Annotated in this window: 21 protein-coding genes; 11 read left to right on the forward strand and 10 right to left on the reverse strand. The window is 62.8% G+C overall.

The window, feature by feature from the left end:
* Nucleotides 1-10 precede the first annotated feature (10 nt).
* Entirely contained in the window at nucleotides 11-1,021 is a 1,011-nt protein-coding gene (locus KBY83_RS08415) for an RpoD/SigA family RNA polymerase sigma factor (RefSeq protein ID WP_255019126.1), read from the forward strand.
* A gap of 6 nt (nucleotides 1,022-1,027) precedes the next feature.
* On the opposite strand, the gene KBY83_RS08420 is transcribed toward KBY83_RS08415, so the two are convergent.
* From KBY83_RS08420 to KBY83_RS08430, 3 genes are all read right to left on the reverse strand, one after another.
* On the reverse strand, nucleotides 1,028-1,666 hold the full coding sequence (locus tag KBY83_RS08420; protein ID WP_255019127.1) for a hypothetical protein: 639 nt from the start codon (nucleotides 1,664-1,666) through the stop codon (nucleotides 1,028-1,030).
* Between the two features lie 209 nt (nucleotides 1,667-1,875).
* Nucleotides 1,876-2,343, reverse strand: a complete 468-nt coding sequence (locus KBY83_RS08425) for a hypothetical protein (protein ID WP_106632733.1) — start codon at nucleotides 2,341-2,343, stop codon at nucleotides 1,876-1,878.
* A gap of 38 nt (nucleotides 2,344-2,381) precedes the next feature.
* Nucleotides 2,382-3,464: an ABC transporter substrate-binding protein gene (locus tag KBY83_RS08430; RefSeq protein WP_161956161.1), complete on the reverse strand. Its 1,083-nt coding sequence runs from the start codon at nucleotides 3,462-3,464 to the stop codon at nucleotides 2,382-2,384.
* 16 nt (nucleotides 3,465-3,480) lie between these two features.
* Here KBY83_RS08430 and KBY83_RS08435 point away from each other — a divergent pair, with 16 nt between their 5' ends.
* Nucleotides 3,481-4,776: a hypothetical protein gene (locus KBY83_RS08435; RefSeq protein ID WP_255019128.1), complete on the forward strand. Its 1,296-nt coding sequence runs from the start codon at nucleotides 3,481-3,483 to the stop codon at nucleotides 4,774-4,776.
* Nucleotides 4,777-4,831: 55 nt separating this feature from the next.
* Here the strand turns inward: KBY83_RS08435 and KBY83_RS08440 are convergent, their stop codons facing one another.
* Nucleotides 4,832-6,472 (reverse strand): AarF/ABC1/UbiB kinase family protein, encoded by a 1,641-nt coding sequence (locus KBY83_RS08440; RefSeq protein ID WP_255019145.1) that lies wholly within the window; start codon nucleotides 6,470-6,472, stop codon nucleotides 4,832-4,834.
* A gap of 78 nt (nucleotides 6,473-6,550) precedes the next feature.
* On the opposite strand from KBY83_RS08440, the gene KBY83_RS08445 reads away from it, so the two are divergent.
* From KBY83_RS08445 to KBY83_RS08455, 3 genes are read left to right on the forward strand one after another with little or no spacing between them, the layout of a single operon-like run.
* Nucleotides 6,551-7,882: a lysine decarboxylase gene (locus tag KBY83_RS08445; RefSeq protein WP_255019129.1), complete on the forward strand. Its 1,332-nt coding sequence runs from the start codon at nucleotides 6,551-6,553 to the stop codon at nucleotides 7,880-7,882.
* A gap of 7 nt (nucleotides 7,883-7,889) precedes the next feature.
* Nucleotides 7,890-8,549, forward strand: coding sequence for a precorrin-6Y C5,15-methyltransferase subunit CbiT (gene cbiT, locus KBY83_RS08450; protein WP_255019130.1), 660 nt, complete (start codon nucleotides 7,890-7,892; stop codon nucleotides 8,547-8,549).
* 10 nt (nucleotides 8,550-8,559) lie between these two features.
* Nucleotides 8,560-9,480, forward strand: a complete 921-nt coding sequence (locus tag KBY83_RS08455; RefSeq protein WP_261354291.1) for a phosphatidate cytidylyltransferase — start codon at nucleotides 8,560-8,562, stop codon at nucleotides 9,478-9,480.
* Between the two features lie 7 nt (nucleotides 9,481-9,487).
* Here the strand turns inward: KBY83_RS08455 and KBY83_RS08460 are convergent, their stop codons facing one another.
* From KBY83_RS08460 to rimI, 5 genes are all read right to left on the reverse strand, one after another.
* Nucleotides 9,488-10,126: an LmeA family phospholipid-binding protein gene (locus KBY83_RS08460; RefSeq protein ID WP_255019132.1), complete on the reverse strand. Its 639-nt coding sequence runs from the start codon at nucleotides 10,124-10,126 to the stop codon at nucleotides 9,488-9,490.
* Nucleotides 10,123-11,016 (reverse strand): alpha/beta fold hydrolase, encoded by an 894-nt coding sequence (locus KBY83_RS08465; protein WP_255019133.1) that lies wholly within the window; start codon nucleotides 11,014-11,016, stop codon nucleotides 10,123-10,125. The genes KBY83_RS08460 and KBY83_RS08465 overlap by 4 nt, the downstream gene beginning before the upstream one ends.
* Nucleotides 11,013-12,119, reverse strand: a complete 1,107-nt coding sequence (locus KBY83_RS08470; RefSeq protein ID WP_255019134.1) for an iron-containing alcohol dehydrogenase family protein — start codon at nucleotides 12,117-12,119, stop codon at nucleotides 11,013-11,015. Before KBY83_RS08470 ends, KBY83_RS08465 begins: the two co-directional genes overlap by 4 nt.
* Nucleotides 12,120-12,171: 52 nt before the next feature.
* A complete protein-coding gene (locus KBY83_RS08475) occupies nucleotides 12,172-14,724 on the reverse strand; it encodes an ATP-dependent Clp protease ATP-binding subunit (RefSeq protein WP_255019135.1) in 2,553 nt (850 codons plus the stop codon).
* A gap of 179 nt (nucleotides 14,725-14,903) precedes the next feature.
* Nucleotides 14,904-15,380 (reverse strand): ribosomal protein S18-alanine N-acetyltransferase, encoded by a 477-nt coding sequence (rimI, locus tag KBY83_RS08480; protein WP_106632741.1) that lies wholly within the window; start codon nucleotides 15,378-15,380, stop codon nucleotides 14,904-14,906.
* A 27-nt stretch (nucleotides 15,381-15,407) separates the two neighbouring features.
* On the opposite strand from rimI, the gene lysA reads away from it, so the two are divergent.
* The 6 genes from lysA to KBY83_RS08510 all read left to right on the forward strand — a co-directional run bounded on the left by lysA (nucleotide 15,408) and on the right by KBY83_RS08510 (nucleotide 21,277).
* Nucleotides 15,408-16,796 (forward strand): diaminopimelate decarboxylase, encoded by a 1,389-nt coding sequence (lysA, locus tag KBY83_RS08485; RefSeq protein ID WP_255019136.1) that lies wholly within the window; start codon nucleotides 15,408-15,410, stop codon nucleotides 16,794-16,796.
* 20 nt (nucleotides 16,797-16,816) lie between these two features.
* Complete coding sequence (gene cdaA, locus KBY83_RS08490; RefSeq protein ID WP_106632743.1) at nucleotides 16,817-17,647, forward strand: diadenylate cyclase CdaA; 831 nt, start codon at nucleotides 16,817-16,819, stop codon at nucleotides 17,645-17,647.
* Nucleotides 17,644-18,417 (forward strand): isoprenyl transferase, encoded by a 774-nt coding sequence (locus tag KBY83_RS08495; RefSeq protein ID WP_106632744.1) that lies wholly within the window; start codon nucleotides 17,644-17,646, stop codon nucleotides 18,415-18,417. The genes cdaA and KBY83_RS08495 overlap by 4 nt, the downstream gene beginning before the upstream one ends.
* Before the next feature lie 67 nt (nucleotides 18,418-18,484).
* A complete protein-coding gene (bioB, locus tag KBY83_RS08500; RefSeq protein WP_396093705.1) occupies nucleotides 18,485-19,372 on the forward strand; it encodes a biotin synthase BioB in 888 nt (295 codons plus the stop codon).
* Nucleotides 19,369-20,304 carry a rhodanese-related sulfurtransferase gene (locus tag KBY83_RS08505; protein WP_255019138.1) on the forward strand — a complete coding sequence of 312 codons (936 nt, stop codon included), beginning with the start codon at nucleotides 19,369-19,371 and terminating at the stop codon, nucleotides 20,302-20,304. The genes bioB and KBY83_RS08505 overlap by 4 nt, the downstream gene beginning before the upstream one ends.
* On the forward strand, nucleotides 20,270-21,277 hold the full coding sequence (locus KBY83_RS08510; protein ID WP_255019139.1) for a DUF952 domain-containing protein: 1,008 nt from the start codon (nucleotides 20,270-20,272) through the stop codon (nucleotides 21,275-21,277). The genes KBY83_RS08505 and KBY83_RS08510 overlap by 35 nt, the downstream gene beginning before the upstream one ends.
* A gap of 15 nt (nucleotides 21,278-21,292) precedes the next feature.
* On the opposite strand, the gene KBY83_RS08515 is transcribed toward KBY83_RS08510, so the two are convergent.
* The gene (locus KBY83_RS08515; RefSeq protein WP_255019140.1) at nucleotides 21,293-21,520 is read right to left on the reverse strand and encodes a type II toxin-antitoxin system VapC family toxin; all 228 of its coding nucleotides are present in this window, start codon (nucleotides 21,518-21,520) and stop codon (nucleotides 21,293-21,295) included.
* Nucleotides 21,521-21,760: the final 240 nt, after the last annotated feature.

Raw genomic sequence — 21,760 nt, forward strand, 5'->3', positions numbered from 1 at the left:
CCGGCTCGCCATGTCCGCCCTGCCCGTTCTTGGCTCCAGCCCCAGTGCCGGTGCTGCCTCGGCCCAATCAGGTGGCGACCTGGTGCGTAGCTACCTGCGGGACATCGGGCGAGTGCCGCTTCTATCCCATGAGCAGGAGATCACGCTGGGCCGCCAGGTGCAGGAGCTGGTGGGTCTAGAGGAGCTGGAGCTGGAGGTGCAACTGGGCAACAAGCCAAGCCAGGCGGAATTGGCCCAGGCCGCTGGTCTGAGCGCGCCCCTGCTTAAGAAGCGGTTGCAGGCGGGCCGGCGTGCCAAGGAGCGGATGGTGGCTGCGAATTTGCGGCTGGTGGTGAGCGTGGCCAAGAAGTACACGCGGCGGAATATGGAGCTGCTGGACCTGATCCAGGAGGGCACGATCGGGCTGGTGCGCGGCGTGGAGAAGTTCGACCCAACGCGTGGCTACAAATTTTCAACGTATGCGTATTGGTGGATTCGCCAGGGGATCACGCGGGCAATCGCTGAGAAGAGCCGGACGATCCGGCTGCCAATCCACATCACCGAAACGCTGAACAAGCTGAAGAAGGGTCAGCGTGAACTGAGCCAGCTTCTGGGGCGCACGCCGACGGTGACGGAGCTTGCAGAAGCGGTGGAGCTTCCGGAGGAGGAGGTGAAGGATCTGCTGTGCCGTGCGCGCCAACCGGTGAGCTTGGAGACGAAGGTGGGCGACGGCGATGACACCGAACTGCTGGACCTGCTGGCAGGAGATGCGGAGCTGCCGGAGGAGCGGGTGGATGGAGAGTGCCTAAAGGGCGACCTGCGAGCGCTGCTGGAGCAACTGCCGGAGCTGCAGGGGCGGGTGCTGAAGATGCGTTATGGGATTGAGGCTGGGGAGCCGCAAGAGAGCTCGGAGCCGATGAGCCTCAGTGCCATTGCTAAGCAATTGGGCATGAGCCGCGACAAAACTCGCAACTTGGAGCGCAAAGCCCTCGAAGGCGTACGGGCCCAGTCACGCATGCTTGAGGGTTATCTGGTGGCTTGAGCTGACTCAGCCGGTGGAGCTGACGCTGCGAGCAATCAGTACTGTCAACATCACGATGGCAAGAAGAACCTGAAGAGCCATAACGAGCTTGGCTCTCCGTGACATAACGGCTTCAGATGTGGGTCCGTAGGTGGAATTGACGTTCATCGAGATAAACAGGTAGTCGATGATGTGGGGTTCGGGTGGTTCTTCTCCCTGTCGGCTGGGCCAAATAAATGCACCGCCTGGAGTGCTGACATCAAGAAAGATATAGACAAACATAAATACGAGCACGCTTTCCATATAGACGGCTGCCACATCCCACAATCCTGCCAGTCCACCGCCTTGATGGCTGCCAGCAGTTGCAACCATGGACAGCACGTTGGCTATCACCTGAAGCATTGAAAACAGCAGATAGGCCAGGGCCCAGCGGAACAGATGGCGGTTTTTGCCGCGAAATAGGCTGACCGTTAGCCCGATTGTTACGGCGATGAAGGCAATTGTGGCAATGATGTCGATGCTGTGTACCAAATCGCTGAGATTTGGAGCAATCAAGCTGCGATGCCGCAGATGATTAACCAGCAGAAGATCCATTCCCCAGACGCCTGTCGTAGCAGCAATTACCGCTAGTCGCCCCCTGCCGCTAGTTAGACGCTCGCGCAGCATGTCGGCGGGTCCAGCGCTTGTCTGGTTTGAAGGCTCACTTGCCATAATTTTGCTCCGGCTGATGGTGGGATGAAATATTTAGGTTTAATTGGGGAATTTTTGAACCAATTCAAGCGATGATATGGCAGCTATGTATATATCCTTTTGGTGATTATCTTGATTTTGCCGCTTATTTCAGGGGCAAGCCGATGTCTTTTTAAGTAGTAAAATTAGAAAAACTGATCGAAGTTGTCGAAGTCGACTGCGCTGAAGGTGCCTGCTTCTACCTGAGCCATAAGCCTTTCCAGCTGCACCCACAGGGCGCCAGCTGTGGCAATCGACAACACAAAAGAAACCAGCAGGGCAACCCCCGCCGAGAAACCGAATACCTGCAGGCTGCCGCCAATAAACAGGGTGATGCCGATCACCACGCCGAAGTAAGGCAGGGTGACCGCAAAACTGCCAAGCGGTAGCAGGGGCAGGCGATCCTGTTTCCAGCCCTCCAGCTTGTTTTCTACCAATTTGGCGAAGGTGAGCCCGCAGAGCACGCCGATGGCCAGGCCCACACCAGCTACTAGGTAGGGGGGCTGGATGATCTGGGCATATTCCAGCAGGATGTCACTCGCATCGAGGTCGGCATACATCCAGCCGTCCGGCAGGGCGCTGCTGTCCATGGCGTCGAGGGGCAGGCTGGCCATCTGCTGAGACTGGTCTGGGTGGCCGAGACCCTAGGCCCTCACGGTTCCCAGCGCTGGGAACCCAGGAAGGTGAGTTCGACGAAGCTGCTGCCGTTGTGGTCCTGGGGACCCAGTTGCACCCGGTAGCCGCCAAGGTCTAAATCGCGCATCGTTTCAAGCGCGGTCACAAAGCGTTGGCGGGTTGGCGCCGGCCCGGCCCGACGCAGGCCTTCCACCGTCATCTTGGCGGCAAGGAAGCCCTCGAGGCTGATGAAGCCGAATTGGGGTTTGGCCTGCTGGCGGCGCATTAATTTCTGGTATTCCTTCACCACTGGCACCCTTTCGTTCCAAGGGAAAGGCACCACCTGGGCCACGCCAATGCCACTGGCCTCATGGCTTTGCAGCGAGGCCCGCAGGGCGCTGGTACCTACAAACGACACGTTCATCAGCTGGGCTGTGCTGCCGCGCCGCCGCATCTCGCGGCTTAAGGAGGCCGAGCTCGGGTAGGCCGCTATCACCAGAACCGCGTTGGCATTGGCGTTTTGCACCATGCTGGCTGCCCCGCCGGTTTGGTTTGAGTTGCGCTCAACGCTGGCAGTGGCCACTGGCTTGAGGCCATGGCGTCTCAAGGCCTTGAGAGATCCCTTGAGGCCGTCTTTACCAAAGGCATCGTTTTGATAGACAACCGCAACGCGATGGCGGCCGCTGCGCACCAGGTAGTCGACCATCCGGTCAATTTCCATGTGGTAGCTGGTACGTAGGTTGAACACCATGGGGCGATGGGGCTGGCGTAGCAGCTGGGCGCCGGTGAGTGGAGCTATTAGTGGAATTTTCTGTGTCTCAACCAAGGGCAACACTGCCTTGACGGTGGGGGTGCCCACGTAACCAAATAAAGCAAACACCTTGTCGCGTTCAACCAGCTGCTTGGTGTTGCGCAGGGTGAGAGGTGGGTCGTAGCGGTCGTCGAGGCTCAGCAGCTTCAGTCGCTTGCCATGGACGCCACCTTGGCGATTCACTTCGGCGAAATAGGCCAGAGCCCCTTCCCGGTATTCGCTGCCGAGCATGCCGGAGGGGCCGCTGAGGGCCGCCGACTGCCCCAGCACCATTTCTGTTGATGCCAGGGCAGGCAGGCTCAGCGTCAAGGCCAAAGCCGCTGCGGTGCCCACTCGCCCCCAACCGGCTTTCGGACTTAACTTCAGCAAACTGCAGCGGTTGGGCATGGGTAAGCGCAGGCAAAGGCCTTGGAACGTGCTGGCGATGGTTGCCGTTGTTCTGGCGGCCATCCTGGCAATTTTGGGGATCGGGCGCATTGATGTGAGCCCAGTGCTAAGCCGCGACTCTTTGCGTCTCTCCTCCGCGTCCCGTGCTCTCACCACCTTGCCCTTCGGCGAAAAGCCTGCCCTTGGTGTGTGGAGCGCCATGCGGGGAGACCAGCTCAGCGCCGGGGAGGAACGGGTGGATCGGGCTGAGTTTGAGAGAGCCCAATACAAGGTAGAAGTAGGAGTGTATTCAACTAGCAATTATGAGCTTGATCTAACGGTGCCAACCTATTCGAGTAATGGCTATGTTTGGCTGCGCTGGGAGGAGCCTATGCAGCGCTATGTGGAGGCTCGCGGTGGAGATATTTCGAGTATGTTTATTGTTCTTAACACCCTGCTTTCTGACAAGGATTCAAGTCTTAGGCCGGTGGGCAATGTTCCCGCGCGGCTTGCAGATGGTAGTTACTATCAATTATTTACCTATGTGGGTCGTTATTATGTAGACAAGGCTAGTTTTCGGCACTATCCTTTCATGAGTATAAGCCTGCCACTTGTGATTGAGGCTAACGATATAGACGGCCAGCTTAGCTATCAAAATCTCCGTTTAATTCCAGAGATACGCAACAGCGGCATGGGTCTCTATGCACGCATTATTGGCTGGCTAAATACCGGCTGGTCGATTGCGGAATACAGGCACCACTACGCTACGAATTTTGGGCTTGGTGGCGAAGAAAACGACTACAGCCAAATCCTCTTTGAGATTTCCTATGGCACCTCTTCGTGGTCGTCTTTCTGGAGATTGTTGTTGCCCCTCTCCGTATTGATGGCCATGGTGTTGTTGGTATTTAAGGTGCGCCCTGATGAGCAGGATGCTCGTGCCAGTATCCCGGTCACTGTGCTCCTTACCCTGGTTTTTCTACAGCAAACCTATCGTGACAACTTGCCTGATTTGCCCTTTCTTACCTTCCTTGATCAAGTGTACGTCGTTGCTTACGTAGTTACTCTGACGGCATTTGTGTTGGTTCTATGGATTGGACGACGCTATGCCGTGATGGAATCGATTGAAGATCCCGCTGAGAAACAAGCGTTATTGCTGCATCTAAATCGCCTTGACGATACCTGGCCCCTAGTGGTGGTTCTGTTGGGTGGTACTGCAATTACCTTCTGCTGGATGACGATCCCTCAGGTTGGTTGAAATATCTATTGTTTAAGTCTAATATTTGAGACCATTGTTTAAGTATGTCTATGGTTTAAGCGGGTTGCAACGTGAGTTTCGCCAGCATGCCACTCACCAACTTGCGAGGTGAAAAAGTACGTCCCATCAGGCCCATCAAGGCTCGCAAATCGTCTGTGTGCAGGCGATCGCCCTGAACCAGAGTAAGCAGGAGCCGTTGCCTCAGGCTGCTGCCCTCTGGCCCCAGAAGCAGCTTCAGGCCAGCTCCCGCAACTGGAAGCAAGTCGGGACTAGTGGAATCGTTCTCCACAACCGCCAATAGATTTTCTAGTCGTTCAAGCTGCAGGCGTCCTTCTCGATCAAAGAGCACCTCAAGTAGTTTTTCGCGCATCTCACTGGTGTCGCCTGACAGCAGGCGACGGGCTACGTATGGATAGGCAACCCTGATGATCTTGAAGCTGGGATCAAGCCGCAGGGCCAGGCCCTCCTGGCTCACTACCGCCCTGATGATCAGGGCGAAGCGAGCCGGCACACGAAAGGGATAGGCATACATAAGCTCCGAAAAGCGATCGGTGATGGCTTTGAAGTTGAAGGAGCCCACGTTGTCGCCTAGGGCGCCACCAAGCACCTCCTCAAGGGCAGGAATGATTGGCTCGAGATCGGCCCGGGGATTGAGGAAACCCAGGCTGACGAAATCAGCCGCGAGGGCGGTGAAATCCCTATTGATCAGGTGAACAACGGCACCTGTGAGGGTGAGGCGATCGCTGTCGCTGATCGAATCCATCATGCCGAAATCCACATAGGCCACATGGCCCAGGGGGCCGGTTTTGCCGGAGAGCGCAAACAGGTTGCCGGGGTGGGGATCAGCGTGGAAGTAGCCAAATTCGAGCAGTTGCTGCAGCCCGGCGATCACGCCAGTGCGGATCAGGGCCGAGGGGTCCAGGTTGCGAGCCTCCAGCGCCTGGCGTTCCTGCAACTTGGTTCCATTGATCCACTGGGTGGTGAGCACCCGCTGGCTGGATAGCAGTCGCTCCACCCGCGGCACGGTCACTTCTGGTTGGCGGGCGAACAGATCGGCAAATCGTTCGGCGTTATTGGCCTCGAGCCGGTAATCAATCTCCTCGAACAAAGTTGAGCCGAATTCATCGATGATGTCGCCGAGGCCAAAGCCCAGGTTGAGTGGCAGCAGCGGCGCACTCAGCACAGCCAACAGGCGGATGATCACTAGATCCCGCCGCAGAATGGTGGGCAGATTGGGGCGTTGCACCTTGACGGCCACCCAGTGGCCATCAGCGAGCTGCGCTTTGTAGACCTGGCCCAGGCTGGCTGCTGCTACGGGGTAGTCGGGGAATACCTCAAATAGCTGGTCGGCCGGGGCGCCCAATTCCTGCTCAATGGTTGCCAGCGCAATCCCATGGGGATAGGCGGGCAGGTTGTCCTGCAGCTGGGTGAGCTGTTCGAGCCAGTCGCGCCGCACCAGATCGGGCCGGGTGGAAAGGGCTTGGCCCACCTTGATGAAGCAGGGGCCCAGGTCCGTGAGCGTGGTCAGAATGCGCCTTCCCAGCCGTTGCTGCACCTGGGCATTGCTGCTGTTCCCCTGCACCACCAACACCAGGGCCAGGCTGGACAGTTGCCAGATCACCACGAGCAGCCGGGCTATCAGCACCCAGGGGCGCAACAGCAACCAGCGCAGGTCTCTGCCTGGGTCGTAACCCAGCTCGCTGGCAGCTTCGGCGTTGGTCAAGTCACGGCAGCGGCTAGTTGAGCAGACTCTATTAACGCCATCCCTCTTTCCATGGGCCTGCCGCTGCATCTGCCGGCCCACGGCCGTGGTCGGGGTCTGTCTCCTGCCCTGCGGCGCCTGCTGCGCCAGCGGCCGGGCAGCTGGGATCTGCCGGAGCTGCCGGAGCAGGGTGGTCCCCTGATCGATACCGGCGCCGTCGCTGATGCTCAGCGGCGTTGTGCCTCCCAGCTTGGAGCGGAGGCGCTCTGGTTTGGTGTTAATGGTGCCAGTGGCCTGCTGCAGGCAGCCCTGCTAGCCCTCGCTCCCCCTGGCAGCCGGGTGCTGCTGCCCCGCAACCTGCACCGCTCCCTGCTGCACGGCTGCGTGCTGGGCCAGCTGCGGCCCGTGCTGTTTGACCTGCCCTTCGATCCTGCCAGCGGCCTGTGGCTGCCACCGGGTCCAGCCCATCTCGAGGTGGTGCTTGCAGCAGCCGAGCAGGACGGTCCCCTGGCGGCCCTGGTGCTGGTGTCGCCGAGCTACCAGGGCCAGCGCGCCGAGCTGCCGGCCCTGGTGGCATTGGCCCACGGCCGTGGGCTACCCGTACTGGTCGATCAAGCCCACGGCCGCGGCGAGGCCTTGGCGGCCGGGGCCGACCTGGTGGTGCTCTCGGGCCAGAAGGCTGGCGGCGGTTTGGCACAGAGCGCCGCCCTGCTGCTGCAGGGCGGCAGGGCTGATCGCGATGCCGTGGTCCGGGCCCTGCTGTGGCTGCAGACCTCCAGCCCCAGCGCCCTGCTGCTGGCCTCCGCAGCAGCTGCCCTCGATGACCTCACCAGCTCGGCGGGCCGGCGCCGCTGGCAAGCGGCATGGCGCTGCGGCGAGCGCCTGCAGCGCCGCTGCCGTGCGCTGGGCTTGCCCCTGGTTGCAAATGACGACCCGCTGCGGTTGGTGCTGCACACCGCTGCCATGGGAATCAATGGGCTGGAGGCCGATGCCTGGTTGCTGCAGCGGGGTGTGATCGCCGAGTTGCCTGAACCGGGGGCGCTCACTTTTTGCTTAGGTATGGCGCCGCCCCCTGGGCTGCTTTGGCGCCTGCCTCACCAGCTGCTGCGCCTGCGGCGTGCCCTGGGGGGACCACCCCTGCCACCCTTCAGCGCGCCACCGCTGCCGCTGGTAGCGGAGCCGGAGCTGCCCCTGGCCGAGGCCTGGCGCGCTCCGGCGGAAGTCGTGGCTTTGGCGGCGGCAGCTGGACGGATCGCCGCCGAACCCCTGTGTCCCTATCCGCCCGGCATTCCCCTTCTGGTGCCCGGCGAGCGGATCGATCTGGCTAGGGCTACCTGGCTGCGGCAGCAGCAGCACCTTTGGCCAGGCCAGATCGCTGATACGGTGAAGGTTGTGGCCGGATAGGAGGCCGATGGATTCCAATGCCGCGGCCGACCTAGGCCAAGCCTCCCAGCAGCCGACCTACCAGTGGGATTTCGTCACCCCTGGGCTGCCGGATAGTGCCTTTGAAGATGCTCCGGGCTTCAGCCCCACCCCCATGGAGTTGAGGGTGATGCTGCTGGCCCATCTGCGCCCCCGCGCCGATTCCCTGGTGTGGGATGTGGGCGGCGGAACCGGTGCCCTGGCCCTGGAAATCGCCCGGCTGATGCCCAGGGGTGCGGTGCATACCCTCGAGCGCGACCCCGATGCCATCGAGTTGTTGGAGCAAAACCGACGCCGCTTTGGCATCACCAACCTGCACATTCACGCTGGCGCTGCGCCCGATGATCTGGACCAGCTGCCCGCCCACCCAGATCGGGTGCTGCTGGAGGTGGGACGGCCCTTGGGTGATGTGCTGCTGGCGGTATGGGAAGCGCTGGTGCCCCGCGGGCGCTTGGTGATCAGCACCGCCAGCCTGGAGGGCTTGGTGGATGCCACCGATATCCTGGGCCAGTTGGCGGCTCGCGATGTGCAGGTGGTGCAGGCCACCGTCCACCGCATGCAACGGCGCGGCAGCCAGGCCAAATTGGCTGCGGCTGAACCACTGTTTTTGATTGCTGCCGAGCGCTCAGCTAGCTCTGAGCCCTCCTGATCGCCGCGTGTTGATACCCCCTCGCCAGCCAGCTAAACCCCGCACCGCCACCTCCCTGCCCCGGCTGCTGAGCGGCTGGCTGGCTGGGGGCTTTGGCTTCGTGGTGGTGATGCTTGGCGGCTGGTGGTTCACGGTGGCCGTAGGGGTGATCGTGCACTTGGGGCTGCTGGAGTTCTTCCGGATGGCCCAGTTCAAGGGGATCCGGCCCGCCACCAAAACCACCCTGGTGGCGGTGCAGCTGCTGCTGGTCACCACCCAGCTGGCCAGTGGCAGTGGCTTAGTGGGTGGCGGTTGGTTTGCCGGGGATGTGGCTGCAGCGGTGCTGCCGGCCTCTGGGGCGGTGATCTGCGGCTGGCTGCTGTTGCAGCCGGTCACCGGCACCATCGCCGACATCGCCGCTTCAATTTTCGGGCTGTTTTATCTGGGTTTTCTGCCCAGCTATTGGATACGTCTGCGCGACCTGGCCGGCGACGCTCTGGCGCCCAACCTGGCCGGCCAGCCATGGCCCGCCAGCGCCGGGCTCGCCCTAACCCTGCTGGCCTGCTTCCTGATAGTTGCCACCGACATCGGCTCCTACGTGATCGGCCGCCGGCTGGGGCGCCATCCGCTTTCGCCAATCTCCCCTGGCAAAACGGTGGAGGGTGCCCTGGGCGGGGTGGCCTGTGCTGTGGCGGTGGGTGCTTTCGGCGGCACCTTGATCGGCTGGAGCTGGGGCTGGCTGATCGGTGCGGTGCTCGGGGCGGTGGTGGCCCTGTTTGCCCTGGTTGGTGATCTCACCGAATCGATGATGAAGCGCGATGCAGGCCTAAAGGATTCCGGTGATGCCATCCCTGGCCATGGCGGGATCCTGGATCGAATCGACAGCTATCTGTTTGTGCCGGCGGTGGTTTACTCGCTGGTAACCCTGGTGTTGCCGCTTTTGCAGGGCTAGTGCAGGGCTAAGGGCTCACCTGGGCTGTGCCAATCAGCTGCACCATGCCTGCTTCTATGCGGGCATCACTGATGTGGATGCTGGGATCCATAGGCAGCCTGCTGCTGACTTTGCCGTCTACGGAGAGGATTTCGATGCTGCCTCTGGCTGCCACAACGGTGGTGGCCAGCTCGACCAGGTCTGGAGTGCCGAGGGCCCGGGCTGCAAACACCAGGTTGTCGCGGCACATGCGCAGTTCCACCAAGGGCACGATGCCAAGCAGGGCTTCGCCTAGGCCATCGCCTAAGGCGCGCCACTGGGGGGCGCTGAGGGAGCGGGTGAGGCCGTCGGCGGTGAAGCTCACCTGGCCCTGGATCTCGAAGGCCCGCTCCAGCTGCAGCGGTTGGCCCTTGAGCAGGTTGCCGCTGTGCACCTCGATGGGGCCGCTACTTAGCTCCACCAGCTCAAAGTGGAGGTCCCTGTAGATCACCCGGCGGGCCAGCAGCTGCACTCCGGCCAGGCGACCGCGCAGTAATTGCAGGCCAGTTCCTTGCAGCTGGATATCGAGGCTGCCGATGGACTGGCACTGCTGGCGCACCCAGAGCTGCAGGCCGCGGGCCAGCAGCTGCATCAACGGCCCGCCTGGTTTGTCGTCGCTGCTGCTCATTGCTGGGAAGGGGCGCCGAGCCAGGTGGCTGCGACGGTGGCGGTTTGGTCGAGGTGCGGAAGGTGGCCGCAGGCATCCAGCTCCCGCACCCGCTCTCCTAACAGGGCCAGGGCCGCCCGCTTCTGGGGTGCCCGCAGGATGCGGTCATTGGCGCCCCACAGCACCGAGATTGGTTGGTTGGGTAGGGGGGCGCCGCCGCCGGCGAAGCCACCGGAGCGGGCAAAGCGCCGCAGGGCATCAGCCCAGCCAGGGCTTTGTAGGTGCAGCGAGGCTATCTCCAGTTCGGCAGCTCCCACGGCGGCGTCCGGATCGGCGAAGGCGGTGCGGCAAAGGCCCCGGCGCACCCCTGGTAGGGCCAGAAAGCGCACCCCCAGGCCATCGAGCAGGGGTGGCAGGGGCATGGGACGGCCAGTTAGGCCGGCGGGAGCCAGCAGCATTAGCCGATTCACCTGCTCGGGCAGGCGTCGGGCCAGCTCCACCGCCACCGAGCCACCCATCGAGGCGCCGATCAGGCCGAGGGGGGCGGGATTGCGGCTGCCAATTTCCCCCGCCAAAACCTCCAGGTGGCGCAGTACGCCACTGGGGCTGTAATCGCCGCCGGTGGGCCTTGGGCAGAAGCCAAAGCCGTAAAGGTCGGGAATGAATAGCTGCACGCCGCTGGCCAGCAGGGGGGCCAGACGCCGGAATTCCAGGAAGGAACTATCAAAGCCATGCAGCAGCAACACCGGTGGCCCTTCGCCCAGCACGGCCACAGGCCAGGGCCCCTCCTCGCCGAGTTCAGGCAGGGGCCACCACTGCACCTGCGCTGCCAGGGCCCTGCCCTGGGGATCCAGCAGGCTGCTGGCCGCTGCCGCCACCAGGGCTTGCTGGGCTGTGGGCTCGCTGTTCACGCGGGCTGGCGCTCGCTGCTGCAGGTGCTCACCAAGGCGGCCAGTAGGTCGTTGGGCCCTACCGCAAAGGGCAGGTGGTGCAGATCGGAATCATCGCGGCAGGCAAAGGCGCAGGCCTGCTGCAGCTGGTGCAGGCCTGCCTCAGCCAGACCAAGCTCCTCCAGGCTCACCGGCAGGCCGAGCTTGCGGAACAGGGGCAGCAGCTGGCGCCGGGATTGGCCGGCGAGCTGGTTGGCGCCGAGCACCTCCTCCAGCCGCAGCTGCACCAGGATCCCGAAGCCCACCTTCTCGCCATGTAGGCGGCCATGGCTGGCCTCCAGTTGGGTGAGGCCGTTGTGAACGGCATGGGCAGCCACGGTGCGGCAGCGGGCTCCCCCAATACCGCCGATCAAGCCAGCGCTGAGCCCGCAGGCTTCAGCTACCCGCTCCCAGGCGGCGCCGTGGGGATCCTGGAGGGCAAATTCAGCTTCCAGCATGAGTTGGTCGCGCAGCACCCGGGCCATCTGAACCGCTTGCTGCACCAGGCCATCGCCGCTGGCGCCACTACTCACCGACGACTCGTACCACTTGGCCATGGCGTCGGCGATGCCGCTTGCCAAGGTGCGGGCTGGGGCTTGGCGGACCAAGTCGTGGTCAAAGATCAGCAGATCTGGGCAGCGGGCCAGGGCCACATCGCCCAGAAAGGCACCTTCAACTGAATAGATGTTTGCCAGGGCAGTCCAGCCCGCGCAGGTGGCCGCACTGGTGGGCACGGTGATGCAGGCCAGACTCAGCCGGTGGGCAAGCAACTTGCCGGCATCGAGCACCTTGCCGCCACCAATGGCCACAACTGCATCGCAGCCTTGCTTTTGACAAATCGCAGAGACCTTTTTCAGGTCTTCTTCGCAGCAGTCGAACTGCAACTCGGCGCAGTGGGGCTGGAGCCCAGCCTGGTGTAGGTCGGCAACCAGTTGCTGCCTCAGCTGGGCTGTTACGGCGCTGCGACCTAGCACCAGTGGGCGCTGGCCCAGGGCTGCAAGCCGGGGGATGCCCTGGAGCCACGCTCCAGGGCCCCTCAACACCTCTGCAGGTGCGATTGCGTGTTGGCTCAGGGAGTTGCTCATCCCGCTGCTGCTTTCATCCCCAAGTGATGGTACGGGGTAGACCCGAATCCCCTCAAACTCCAGCCGCAGCCAATTCCGGCTCGGCCGGCAGGGCTGCCTGCTTGCGGATAAATACCTGCTTGTCCTCATTGACATCCACCAGGGCGGAGTCGCCATCGCCAATCCGTCCGGTGAGGAATTCCTCAGCCAGCGAATCTTCAAGCAGCCGCATCACTGCTCTGCGTAGAGGACGGGCGCCGTAGGAGGGGTTGTAGCCCTCCTCGACCAGCCGTTCCTTAAAGGCTTCAGTAACGGATAGGGAAATACCCTTCTCCAACATCCTGCCGAACACTTCTTTGAGCATGATCTCGGCAATGTCTTTGACTTCCTCGCGGTTGAGCTGACGGAAGACAATGATTTCGTCGAGGCGGTTGAGGAATTCGGGGCGGAAGTATTGCTTCAGCTCCTCGTTGACTAGCGAGCGAATGCGGTTGTAGTTGGTTTCGTCTGCATCACCACCGCCGAACTCAAAGCCAAGGCCGCCGCCGCCCTTTTCAATCACCTTTGAACCAATGTTCGAGGTCATGATTATGAGGGTGTTCTTAAAGTCCACCGTGCGGCCCTTGGAGTCGGTCAGGCGACCGTCTTCGAGCAACTGCAGCAGCAGGTTAAACACATCAGGGTGAGCTTTTTCGATCTCGTCGAATAGCACCACGGTGTAGGGACGACGGCGCACAGCCTCGGTGAGCTGGCCACCTTCATTGAAGCCCACGTAGCCGGGAGGGGATCCGATCAGCTTGCTGACCGTGTGGCGCTCCATGAATTCGGACATGTCAAGCCGGATCATGGCTTCTTCGCTGCCGAAGAAGTAAGCCGCCAACGACTTGGTGAGCTCGGTTTTACCAACACCGGTGGGGCCGGAGAAGATGAAGCTGGCAATCGGGCGGTTGGGATTTTTCAGCCCCACTCGGGCCCGGCGGATGGCACGGGACACGGCCTTAACGGCTTCGTCTTGGCCAATCAAACGCTGGTGGAGGGTCTCCTCCATGTTCAGCAGCTTGGCTGTCTCGCTTTCAGTCAGCTTTTGAACAGGCACACCAGTCCAGGAGGCAACGATGTGGGCGATGTCCTCCTCCGTAACCATGGGCGTGCGATCGCCTTCGGCGGCGCCTTCAAAAACCGCTACGGGTGCACTACTACCGGCCTCAGCGGCCACGGCCTCGGATGCTGGCTCTTCATCTTTGCGGGTCTGCAGGATCGAGCGAATCTGCTCGCGCAGCTCTACTTCCTTATCGCGCAACTCACCAGCCTTGGTGAAGTCTTGCTCGCGCACGGCCTGTTCCTTGTCTTTCTGGACAGCGCGCAGCTGCTTATCGACTTCCTTGGCCGCCGGCGGCAACTTGGAATTCATCAGCCGCACTCGGCTGCCGGCCTCATCAACCAGGTCGATTGCCTTGTCTGGAAGGAAGCGATCAGAGATGTAGCGGTCGCCCAGGGTGGCTGCCGCAATCAGTGCCTCATCGGCGATCTTGAGGCGATGGTGAGCTTCGTAGCGATCCTTGAGACCGCGCAGAATTTCGATCGTGTCGATAACTGAAGGCTCGCCCACCATGACCGGCTGGAAGCGACGCTCCAAGGCCGCGTCGCGCTCGATGTGTTTCCGGTACTCATCAAGGGTTGTGGCACCGATGCACTGAAGTTCGCCCCGGGCGAGGGCAGGCTTGAGAATGTTTGCGGCATCGATTGCACCTTCTGCTGCACCTGCGCCGATCAAGGTATGAACCTCATCGATCACGAGGATCACGTTGCCGGCGCTGCGAATCTCCTCCATGATTTTTTTGAGGCGTTCCTCAAATTCACCCCGATATTTGGTGCCTGCCACCAGCAGGCCGATGTCCAGGGTGAGGACTCGCTTGTCTTCGAGGATGTCTGGAATATCACCAGAATTGATCCGCTGAGCCAAGCCCTCTGCGATGGCTGTTTTGCCTACGCCTGGTTCGCCAATTAGGACCGGATTATTCTTAGTGCGACGACCAAGTATTTGAATTACCCGCTCAATTTCGTTCTGACGACCCACCACCGGATCGAGCTTGCCATCGGCGGCCTGCTGGGTGAGGTTGCTGCCGAACTCATCGAGAGTTGGTGTTTTTGTGGAGCCCTTGCCGCTGCCGCCACCGGCGGCGACTTCGGCTGTTTCGCCCAGCATGCGGATCACCTGGGTGCGCACCTTGGCTAGGTCAACGCCAAGGTTTTCCAGGACCCGAGCAGCTACACCCTCACCCTCACGGATCAAGCCAAGCAGCAGGTGCTCGGTGCCGATGTAGTTGTGACCAAGCTGGCGAGCTTCTTCTAGGGAGAGTTCAAGCACTCGCTTGGCGCGAGGAGTGAAAGGGATCTCCACGGCGACGAAGCCGGAGCCTCTGCCGATGATTTTTTCAACTTCAACGCGGGCATCTTTGAGGTTTACCCCCATCGACTTGAGCACCTTGGCGGCAACGCCAGTGCCCTCACCGATCAGGCCAAGCAAGATCTGTTCGGTGCCCACAAAGTTGTGGCCAAGGCGGCGGGCCTCCTCTTGGGCCAGCATGATCACCTTGATGGCTTTCTCGGTAAACCGCTCGAACATGGGCCTAGGCCTGGTGCAAGTGCTTCCAAGCTACCAGGGTTAACAGGTGAGGTGTGGTTTACGCCGCATCAAAGGCAGATCCCCTGCGGTGGCTGGCTCTAAGGCGTTCGAAGGCAACAATGCAAATTGCTGAATTGCCGGTCATTAGCAATAAGAAAAGCCGGTTATCCACACCATGGCTACGCATCATTCATGTCAGATAACCGCAGCCATTGGATCAGGGCGTCTTCGCCATTGCGGTAGTAACCGCGACGCACTCCTGCATCACGGAAGCCCAGTCGTCGGTATAGGGCCACTGCCGCAGTGTTTGCCGGGCTTACTTCCAGGGTGGCGTGCAGGGCTCCCTGCTGCCCGGCCTCCAGCAGCAGGGCCTTCAGCACCTGCTGGCCTAAGCCCCGGCGCCGCTGCTCGGGATCCACCGCCACCACGGTGATGTGCAGTTCATCTACCACCAGCCAACCGCTAGCCAAGGCGAGTAGCTGCTGCCCTTGCCAAAGACCCACCCCGGGGCGCCGCTGCTCCGCCAGCTCGCTCTGCCACTGGGCGCGGTTCCACAGGCCGCCGAGGCTGGCCTGGTCGAGGTTTAAGCAGGCCTCCAGGTGCTCAGGAGCCAGGGCTGTCAGGTGCAGCGCCGCCAAGTAGTTCCTTACATTCATGCTCACTTGACCCGCGCGGCCACAGTCATGCTGACCTCCCATGAGCCCGTTGCGCTGCTGAATCCCTTTGAACGCGATAGGGATCCCCATAGTCCTAATCGCAATCTCACCCCCCTCACCACTGCCTTAGACAGTGAGGGGCGCCTGGTGGTTGGTGGCTGCCTGCTGAGCGACCTGGCTCGCGATTACGGCACACCTTTATATGTGCTCGATGAAGCCACCCTGCGGGGCACCTGCCGGGCCTACCGGGAAGCCCTCGCCGAGCACTACCCAGGGCATGCCCTAGCCATCTACGCCTCCAAGGCGAATAGCTCCTTGGCCATAACTGCCCTGGTGGCATCCGAAGGCCTGGGGCTTGATGCGGTTTCTGCTGGCGAGTTGCTCACCGCCCTGCAGGGGGGCATGCCGGCGGAACGCATCGTGCTGCACGGCAACAACAAGAGCCGCGAAGAGCTGGCCCTCGCAGCTGAGCAGGGCGTGACGGTGGTGGCCGACAACTGGCGCGATCTTGAGCTGCTGGCTGCCCTGGCCCCTGACTTGCAGCGACCGGTGCAGCTGATGCTGCGGTTTACGCCGGGTATTGAGTGCCACACCCATGAGTACATCCGCACCGGCCACCTCGACAGCAAGTTTGGTTTCGATCCCGACCAGCTCGAAGCGGTGCTGCAGCACCTGGCGACCTGTTCCTGGGCCCAGCTCACCGGACTGCACGCCCATATTGGCTCCCAGATTTTCGAGCTCCAGCCCCATCGCGACCTAGCTGGCGTGATGGCCGATGCCCTGGCCTTGGCCCGCTCCCTGGGTCACCCGGTGGTTGATCTCAACGTGGGCGGTGGCCTGGGTATTCGCTACACCACCAGCGACGATCCGCCGAGCATCAGTGAGTGGGTGCGCACCGTGGCCGAGGCGGTGGCGGCGGCCTGTCAGGAGCGGGGGCTGGAGCTGCCCCGTCTGCTTTGTGAACCGGGGCGTTCCCTGGTGGCCAGCGGCGGGGTCACCCTCTACGAGGTGGGCAGCCGCAAGGACATCCCCGGCATCCGCACCTACCTCTCGGTGGACGGCGGCATGAGCGACAACCCCCGGCCGATCACCTACCAGTCTCAATACACGGCGGTGTTGGCCGATCGCCCCACGGCCGAGGCCACCGAAACCGTCACCGTTGCTGGTAAGCACTGCGAATCTGGCGACGTGCTGCTCAAGGATCTGGCCCTGCCGCCAGCTGGCAGTGGCGATGTGTTGGCGGTGTTTGCCACCGGCGCATACAACGCCTCGATGAGCTCAAACTACAACCGCATCCCACGGCCAGCGGCGGTGCTGGTCCACGACGGAGTCGCTGATTTGGTGCAGCGCCGCGAGCAGCCGGAAGACCTACTGCGCTACGACGTTTTGCCAACTCGGTTGAGATCGGTAAAGTGAGTTAACCAACTGGAGTACGCGTGATCGGGCCGCAACTGGGTGAGTTGCTACGGCTGATCGATTTGCGCTTGCTCCTTGATCTGCTGTTTGCCTTCGGCCTGGGCGTGCTTGTGCTCGGCCGGGTCACCGAAGCCCGCACCCTCTGGCTGCTACGGGGTTACTTGTTGCTGGTGGCCCTGGCCTGGGTGGTGCAGCGCTACGCCAACCTGCCGCTCACCAGCAAGCTTGTTGATGCCCTGGTGCTGGCCTGCAGCCTCGCCCTGGCGATTCTCTGGCAGGGGGAGCTGCGCAGGCTGATGGAGCTGCTTGGCACCGGCCGCATCGGAGTTTTGTTTGGCAGCCGCAGCCAAGATCAACTGGGATCGGGATCGGTGGCGGTTCTGAGTGAGGCTGCCGGCCGTCTTTCCCAGGCCCGCCGCGGCGGCTTGATCGTGGTGGATCTGGGCAGCGACCTGCGCCCCGAAGACTTCTTGAATCCCGGCATTGGCCTCGACGCCAAGCTGTCGGTGGATTTGCTGCTCAACCTGTTCGCCGCTGACACGCCACTACACGACGGTGCCGTGCTGGTGAAGGCCAACCGCATCGTCGCTGCAGGTGTGATCCTGCCCTTATCCCGTCAGGGCATAAACCGCTATGGCACCCGCCATCTGGCGGCTCTAGGGCTGACCGAGCGCTTCGATCAGTGCCTGGCGATCGTTGTGTCGGAGGAAACCGGCACCCTGTCGCTGGCGAGTCAGGGCCGCCTGGAGCGGCCAATTACCAGTAGCCGTCTGCACGACCTGCTAAGCCAGGCCCTGGCCTTGCCTGTTGGGCGTAGCGTGGCAAAGGACACGCCGGAATCACGCGGATGAGTCGCGCCCTGGCGACCACTACTGCGAAAGCCTCCCAGCCCGTTCCGGTTGGCCTAGATCCCGCGCGCCTGCCGGTCCATGTGGCCGTGATCATGGACGGCAATGGCCGCTGGGCAAAGCAGCGCAACCTGCCCCGGGTGATGGGCCACCGGGAGGGGGTTGAGGCCCTTAAGCGCACCTTGCGGCTCTGCAGCGACTGGGGCATCGGCGCCCTCACCGCCTACGCCTTTTCCACCGAAAACTGGAGCCGACCTGGCGAGGAGGTGAGCTTTCTGATGGCCCTGTTTGAGCGGGTGCTGGCCCGCGAGCTTCAATCCCTGGAGCAGGAGCAGGTGCGGATTCGCTTTCTTGGCGATCTTGAGCCCCTGCCGGAGGGTCTGCGGCGCCTGATTGCCGATGCCACCGAGCGCACGGCAGTTAATACGGGCATTCACTTCAACGTTTGCACCAACTACGGCGGCCGAGCCGAGTTGGTGCGGGCTGCCCAGCGGCTGGCGCGGCGCTGCGTGGTTGGGGAACTAGATCCTGCCGCAATCGATGAGCAGCAGCTCGCCGCCGAGCTGCACACCGCTGGAGAGTGCGATCCGGATCTGTTGATCCGCACCAGTGGTGAGAGGCGCATCAGCAATTTCCTGCTTTGGCAGCTCGCCTACGCCGAAATCCACATCACCGATGTGCTCTGGCCCGATTTCAATCAGGCGGCCCTGCTGGATGCCCTGCTCGACTACCAGGGCCGCCAGCGCCGCTTTGGTGGTGTCGAACCCTGCTGAACTCGCCTTGATCACGCGTCACGACTGGTCCCGTTCTGAAATCCAGGCACTGCTGGAGCAGCCGCTGATGGAGTTGCTTTGGCAGGCCCAGCAGGTGCACCGCGCCGCCAACCCCGGCTACCACGTGCAGCTGGCCTCCCTACTCAGCGTCAAGACCGGCGGCTGCGAAGAGGACTGCGCCTACTGCCCCCAGTCGCTGCACAACAGCAGCGATGTGGCGGGCCGGCCCGAGCTGGAGGTGGAGCCGGTGCTGGAGCGGGCCCGGGCTGCCAAGCAAGCCGGGGCCCATCGCTTCTGCATGGGCTGGGCCTGGCGTGAAATCCGCGACGGCGCTCCCTTTGAGGCAATGCTGCAGATGGTGCGCGGCGTGCGCGAGCTGGGCCTGGAGGCCTGTGTGACCGCCGGCATGCTGAGCGATTCCCAGGCCGAGCGCCTAGCTGAAGCCGGCCTCACCGCCTACAACCACAACCTCGATACCAGCCCCGAGCACTACGACCGGATCATCACCACCCGCACTTACCAGGAGCGGCTGGAGACCCTGGCCCGGGTGCGGCGCTCCGGCATCACCCTCTGTTGTGGCGGCATCATCGGCATGGGCGAAACCGACGACGACCGGGCCGGGCTGTTGCAGGTGCTGGCCAACCTGGATCCCCACCCGGAGAGCGTGCCGATCAATGCCCTGGTGGCGGTGGAGGGCACCCCCTTAGAAGACCTGCCGCCGGTCGACCCCCTAGAGCTGGTGCGGATGGTGGCCACGGCCCGGATCCTGATGCCCCAGGCGCGCGTGCGGCTCAGTGCAGGCCGCGAGCAGCTGGGTCGGGAAGCCCAGATTCTTTGCCTGCTCGCTGGTGCTGATTCAATTTTTTATGGCGACACCCTGCTCACCACCTCCAATCCAGCCGTCGATGCCGACCGGGAGCTCCTGGCCGCCGCCGGCGTGCAGGTGGGCGGATGAGTGTGCTGGTGGCGGCGTTTTATCGCTTCGCCGCCCTTGAGGGCCTGCCAGACCTGCAGCGTGAGCTGGGCGACCTGGCGGCAGCCGAGGGGGTAAGCGGCACGATCCTGCTGGCGGCTGAGGGGGTAAACGGCACGATTGCCGGAGCAGATGCTGGCGTGCAGGCGCTGCTGGCTCGGCTGCGGCAGGTGGCAGGCCTGGAGCGGTTGGAAGCCAAGTTCAGCCGCTCGGAGATTCAGGCTTTCCACCGGCTCAAAGTGCGCCTCAAGCGCGAGATCGTGACCATGGGTGAGCCCCAGGTGAGTCCCTATCTGGCCTCGGAGGTAGGCACCCACGTGCCCCCAGGGCAGTGGGATGCCCTGATCTCCGACCCCGACACCCTGGTGATCGATACCCGCAACTCCTACGAGGTGGCGATCGGCAGCTTTGAGGGTGCGATTGATCCGGGCACCGCAACTTTTCGCGATTTTCCCCAGTGGGTGGAGCGGGAGCTCAGGCCGCTGGTTGAGCAGCGCCAGCCCCGGGCGATTGCGATGTTCTGCACCGGTGGCATCCGCTGTGAGAAGGCCACGGCCTACCTGCAGCAGCAGGGTTTTGCCGGGGTGCACCATCTTGAGGGGGGCATCCTGCGCTACCTCGAGGAGATCCCCGAGCCGCTAAGTAGCTGGCGCGGCGAGTGCTTTGTGTTTGATAAGCGAGTAGCCGTCAACCACCAGCTCGAGCCCGGTGAGCACAGCGTTTGCCATGCCTGCGGCCTGCCGCTTTCACCTGCCGATCGTGCGCTGGCCAGCTACGTGGCCGGGGTGAGCTGCCGCCACTGCATCGAGCGCTTCAGCGACGCTGATCGGCAGCGTTTCGCCGAGCGTCAGCGCCAGATGGAGCGGGCCCGCCAGCGGGGTGAGTACCACCTTGGTGGGCGCCCCGTTGGCTGATTACCAGCCAATTTTGTATAGCTTCCGCCGCTGTCCCTACGCGATCCGGGCGCGGCTGGCTTTAGCTGCCGCGGGCCTGCAGCCTGGCCAGGACTTGGAGCTGCGCGAGGTGAGCCTCAAGGCCAAGCCCCCCGAGCTGCTGGAGGCCTCCGCCAAGGGCACGGTGCCAGTGCTGGTGCTGGGGGCTCAGGTGCTGGATGAAAGCCTGGCAATCATGCGCTGGGCCCTGGAGCGCCGCGACCCCCTCGGTTGGTTGGCGGGCTGGAGCCCTGCAGAGCTGGCCGATATGGATTCACTGCTCGCCGCCAACGACGGCCCCTTCAAGCAGTATCTCGATCGCTTCAAATACCCAGATCGCTATCCAGGGGAGCCAGCCAGCACCAACCGGGTTGCTGGCCTCACGATCCTGCGCCGCTGGAACGAGCAACTGGGGGCCGGAGGCTGGCTGCTCGGCGATCGCCCTTGCCTGGCCGACTGGGCCCTGCTGCCCTTCGTGCGCCAGTTCCGCCTGGTGGATCCGGCGGGCTTTGACGCCGAGCCGCAGTTGGAGGCGCTCCAGGCCTGGCTGGGTCGGTTTTTGGCTTCTCCGGAGCTAGCGGCGGTGCAGGAGTTTCCCTGGGCGGCGCGGACCCCTTGGCGCTCACCTGGCTTGCTTTATCACCTGGCGCTGCGGCAGGAGTGGCAGGAGGCCCGGGCCGATGGTGTGTATCGCCGCTCCACCCGGGGGCGCTCCCTGGAGGAGGTGGGCTTCATCCACCTGAGCAACGCCCACCAGGTGGAGGCCACCGCGGCCCACTTTTATGGCGACCTGCCTGCCGGGGCGGTGCTGCTCCTGACGATTGATCCCCAGCGCTTGGCAGCCGCCGCTCTGGAGGTGCGTTTTGAACAGGCCGGCGGCGGGGAGTCCTTTCCCCACCTGTATGGGCCCTTGCCCCTGGGGGCCGTGCTGCGCGCCGAGCCCTGGCTGCGGTGACTTTGGGCGCCTGTGTCACTGGATCACCTCTAGCTGCAGGAGTTTGGCGGCCTGGTTGAGGCGTCGGTCGAAACAGGCGAAGGTCAGCGGAAGGGCAAAATGCGCATGTAGCTGATGGGCTGCAGCCAGTTGCACGCTGTCGTAGCCGCGCAGGGCGAACGCTTCTGCGTACATTCCGGCTTTTTCAACCAGCGGCTGGGCGACATCAGCGATCACAAAGTCAGGCCAAGCCTTCTCAAACATGGATCGAGCCTGGGCTAATCCAGACTCGCTGGCACCCTTGAAGCGAGTGCGCTGGGCAAAGGCAGCCATCGACTCAGCCCAGGTGATCCTGCAGACCGCGATTCCTTCAGATGACGTGATTACCCATAAGCCTCCGCAAGCCTGAGATCGCGCTCCGTGCAAGGCGTGCAGCAGCAGACTGCATTGGCGATCCGTTCCGTCATCGCAACCATTGAGAAACGCCGGTTGAAGCGGAAGCAG

The sequence above is a fragment of the Cyanobium sp. WKJ7-Wakatipu genome (assembly GCF_024345355.1).
GTDB classification, from domain to species: domain Bacteria; phylum Cyanobacteriota; class Cyanobacteriia; order PCC-6307; family Cyanobiaceae; genus Cyanobium_A; species Cyanobium_A usitatum.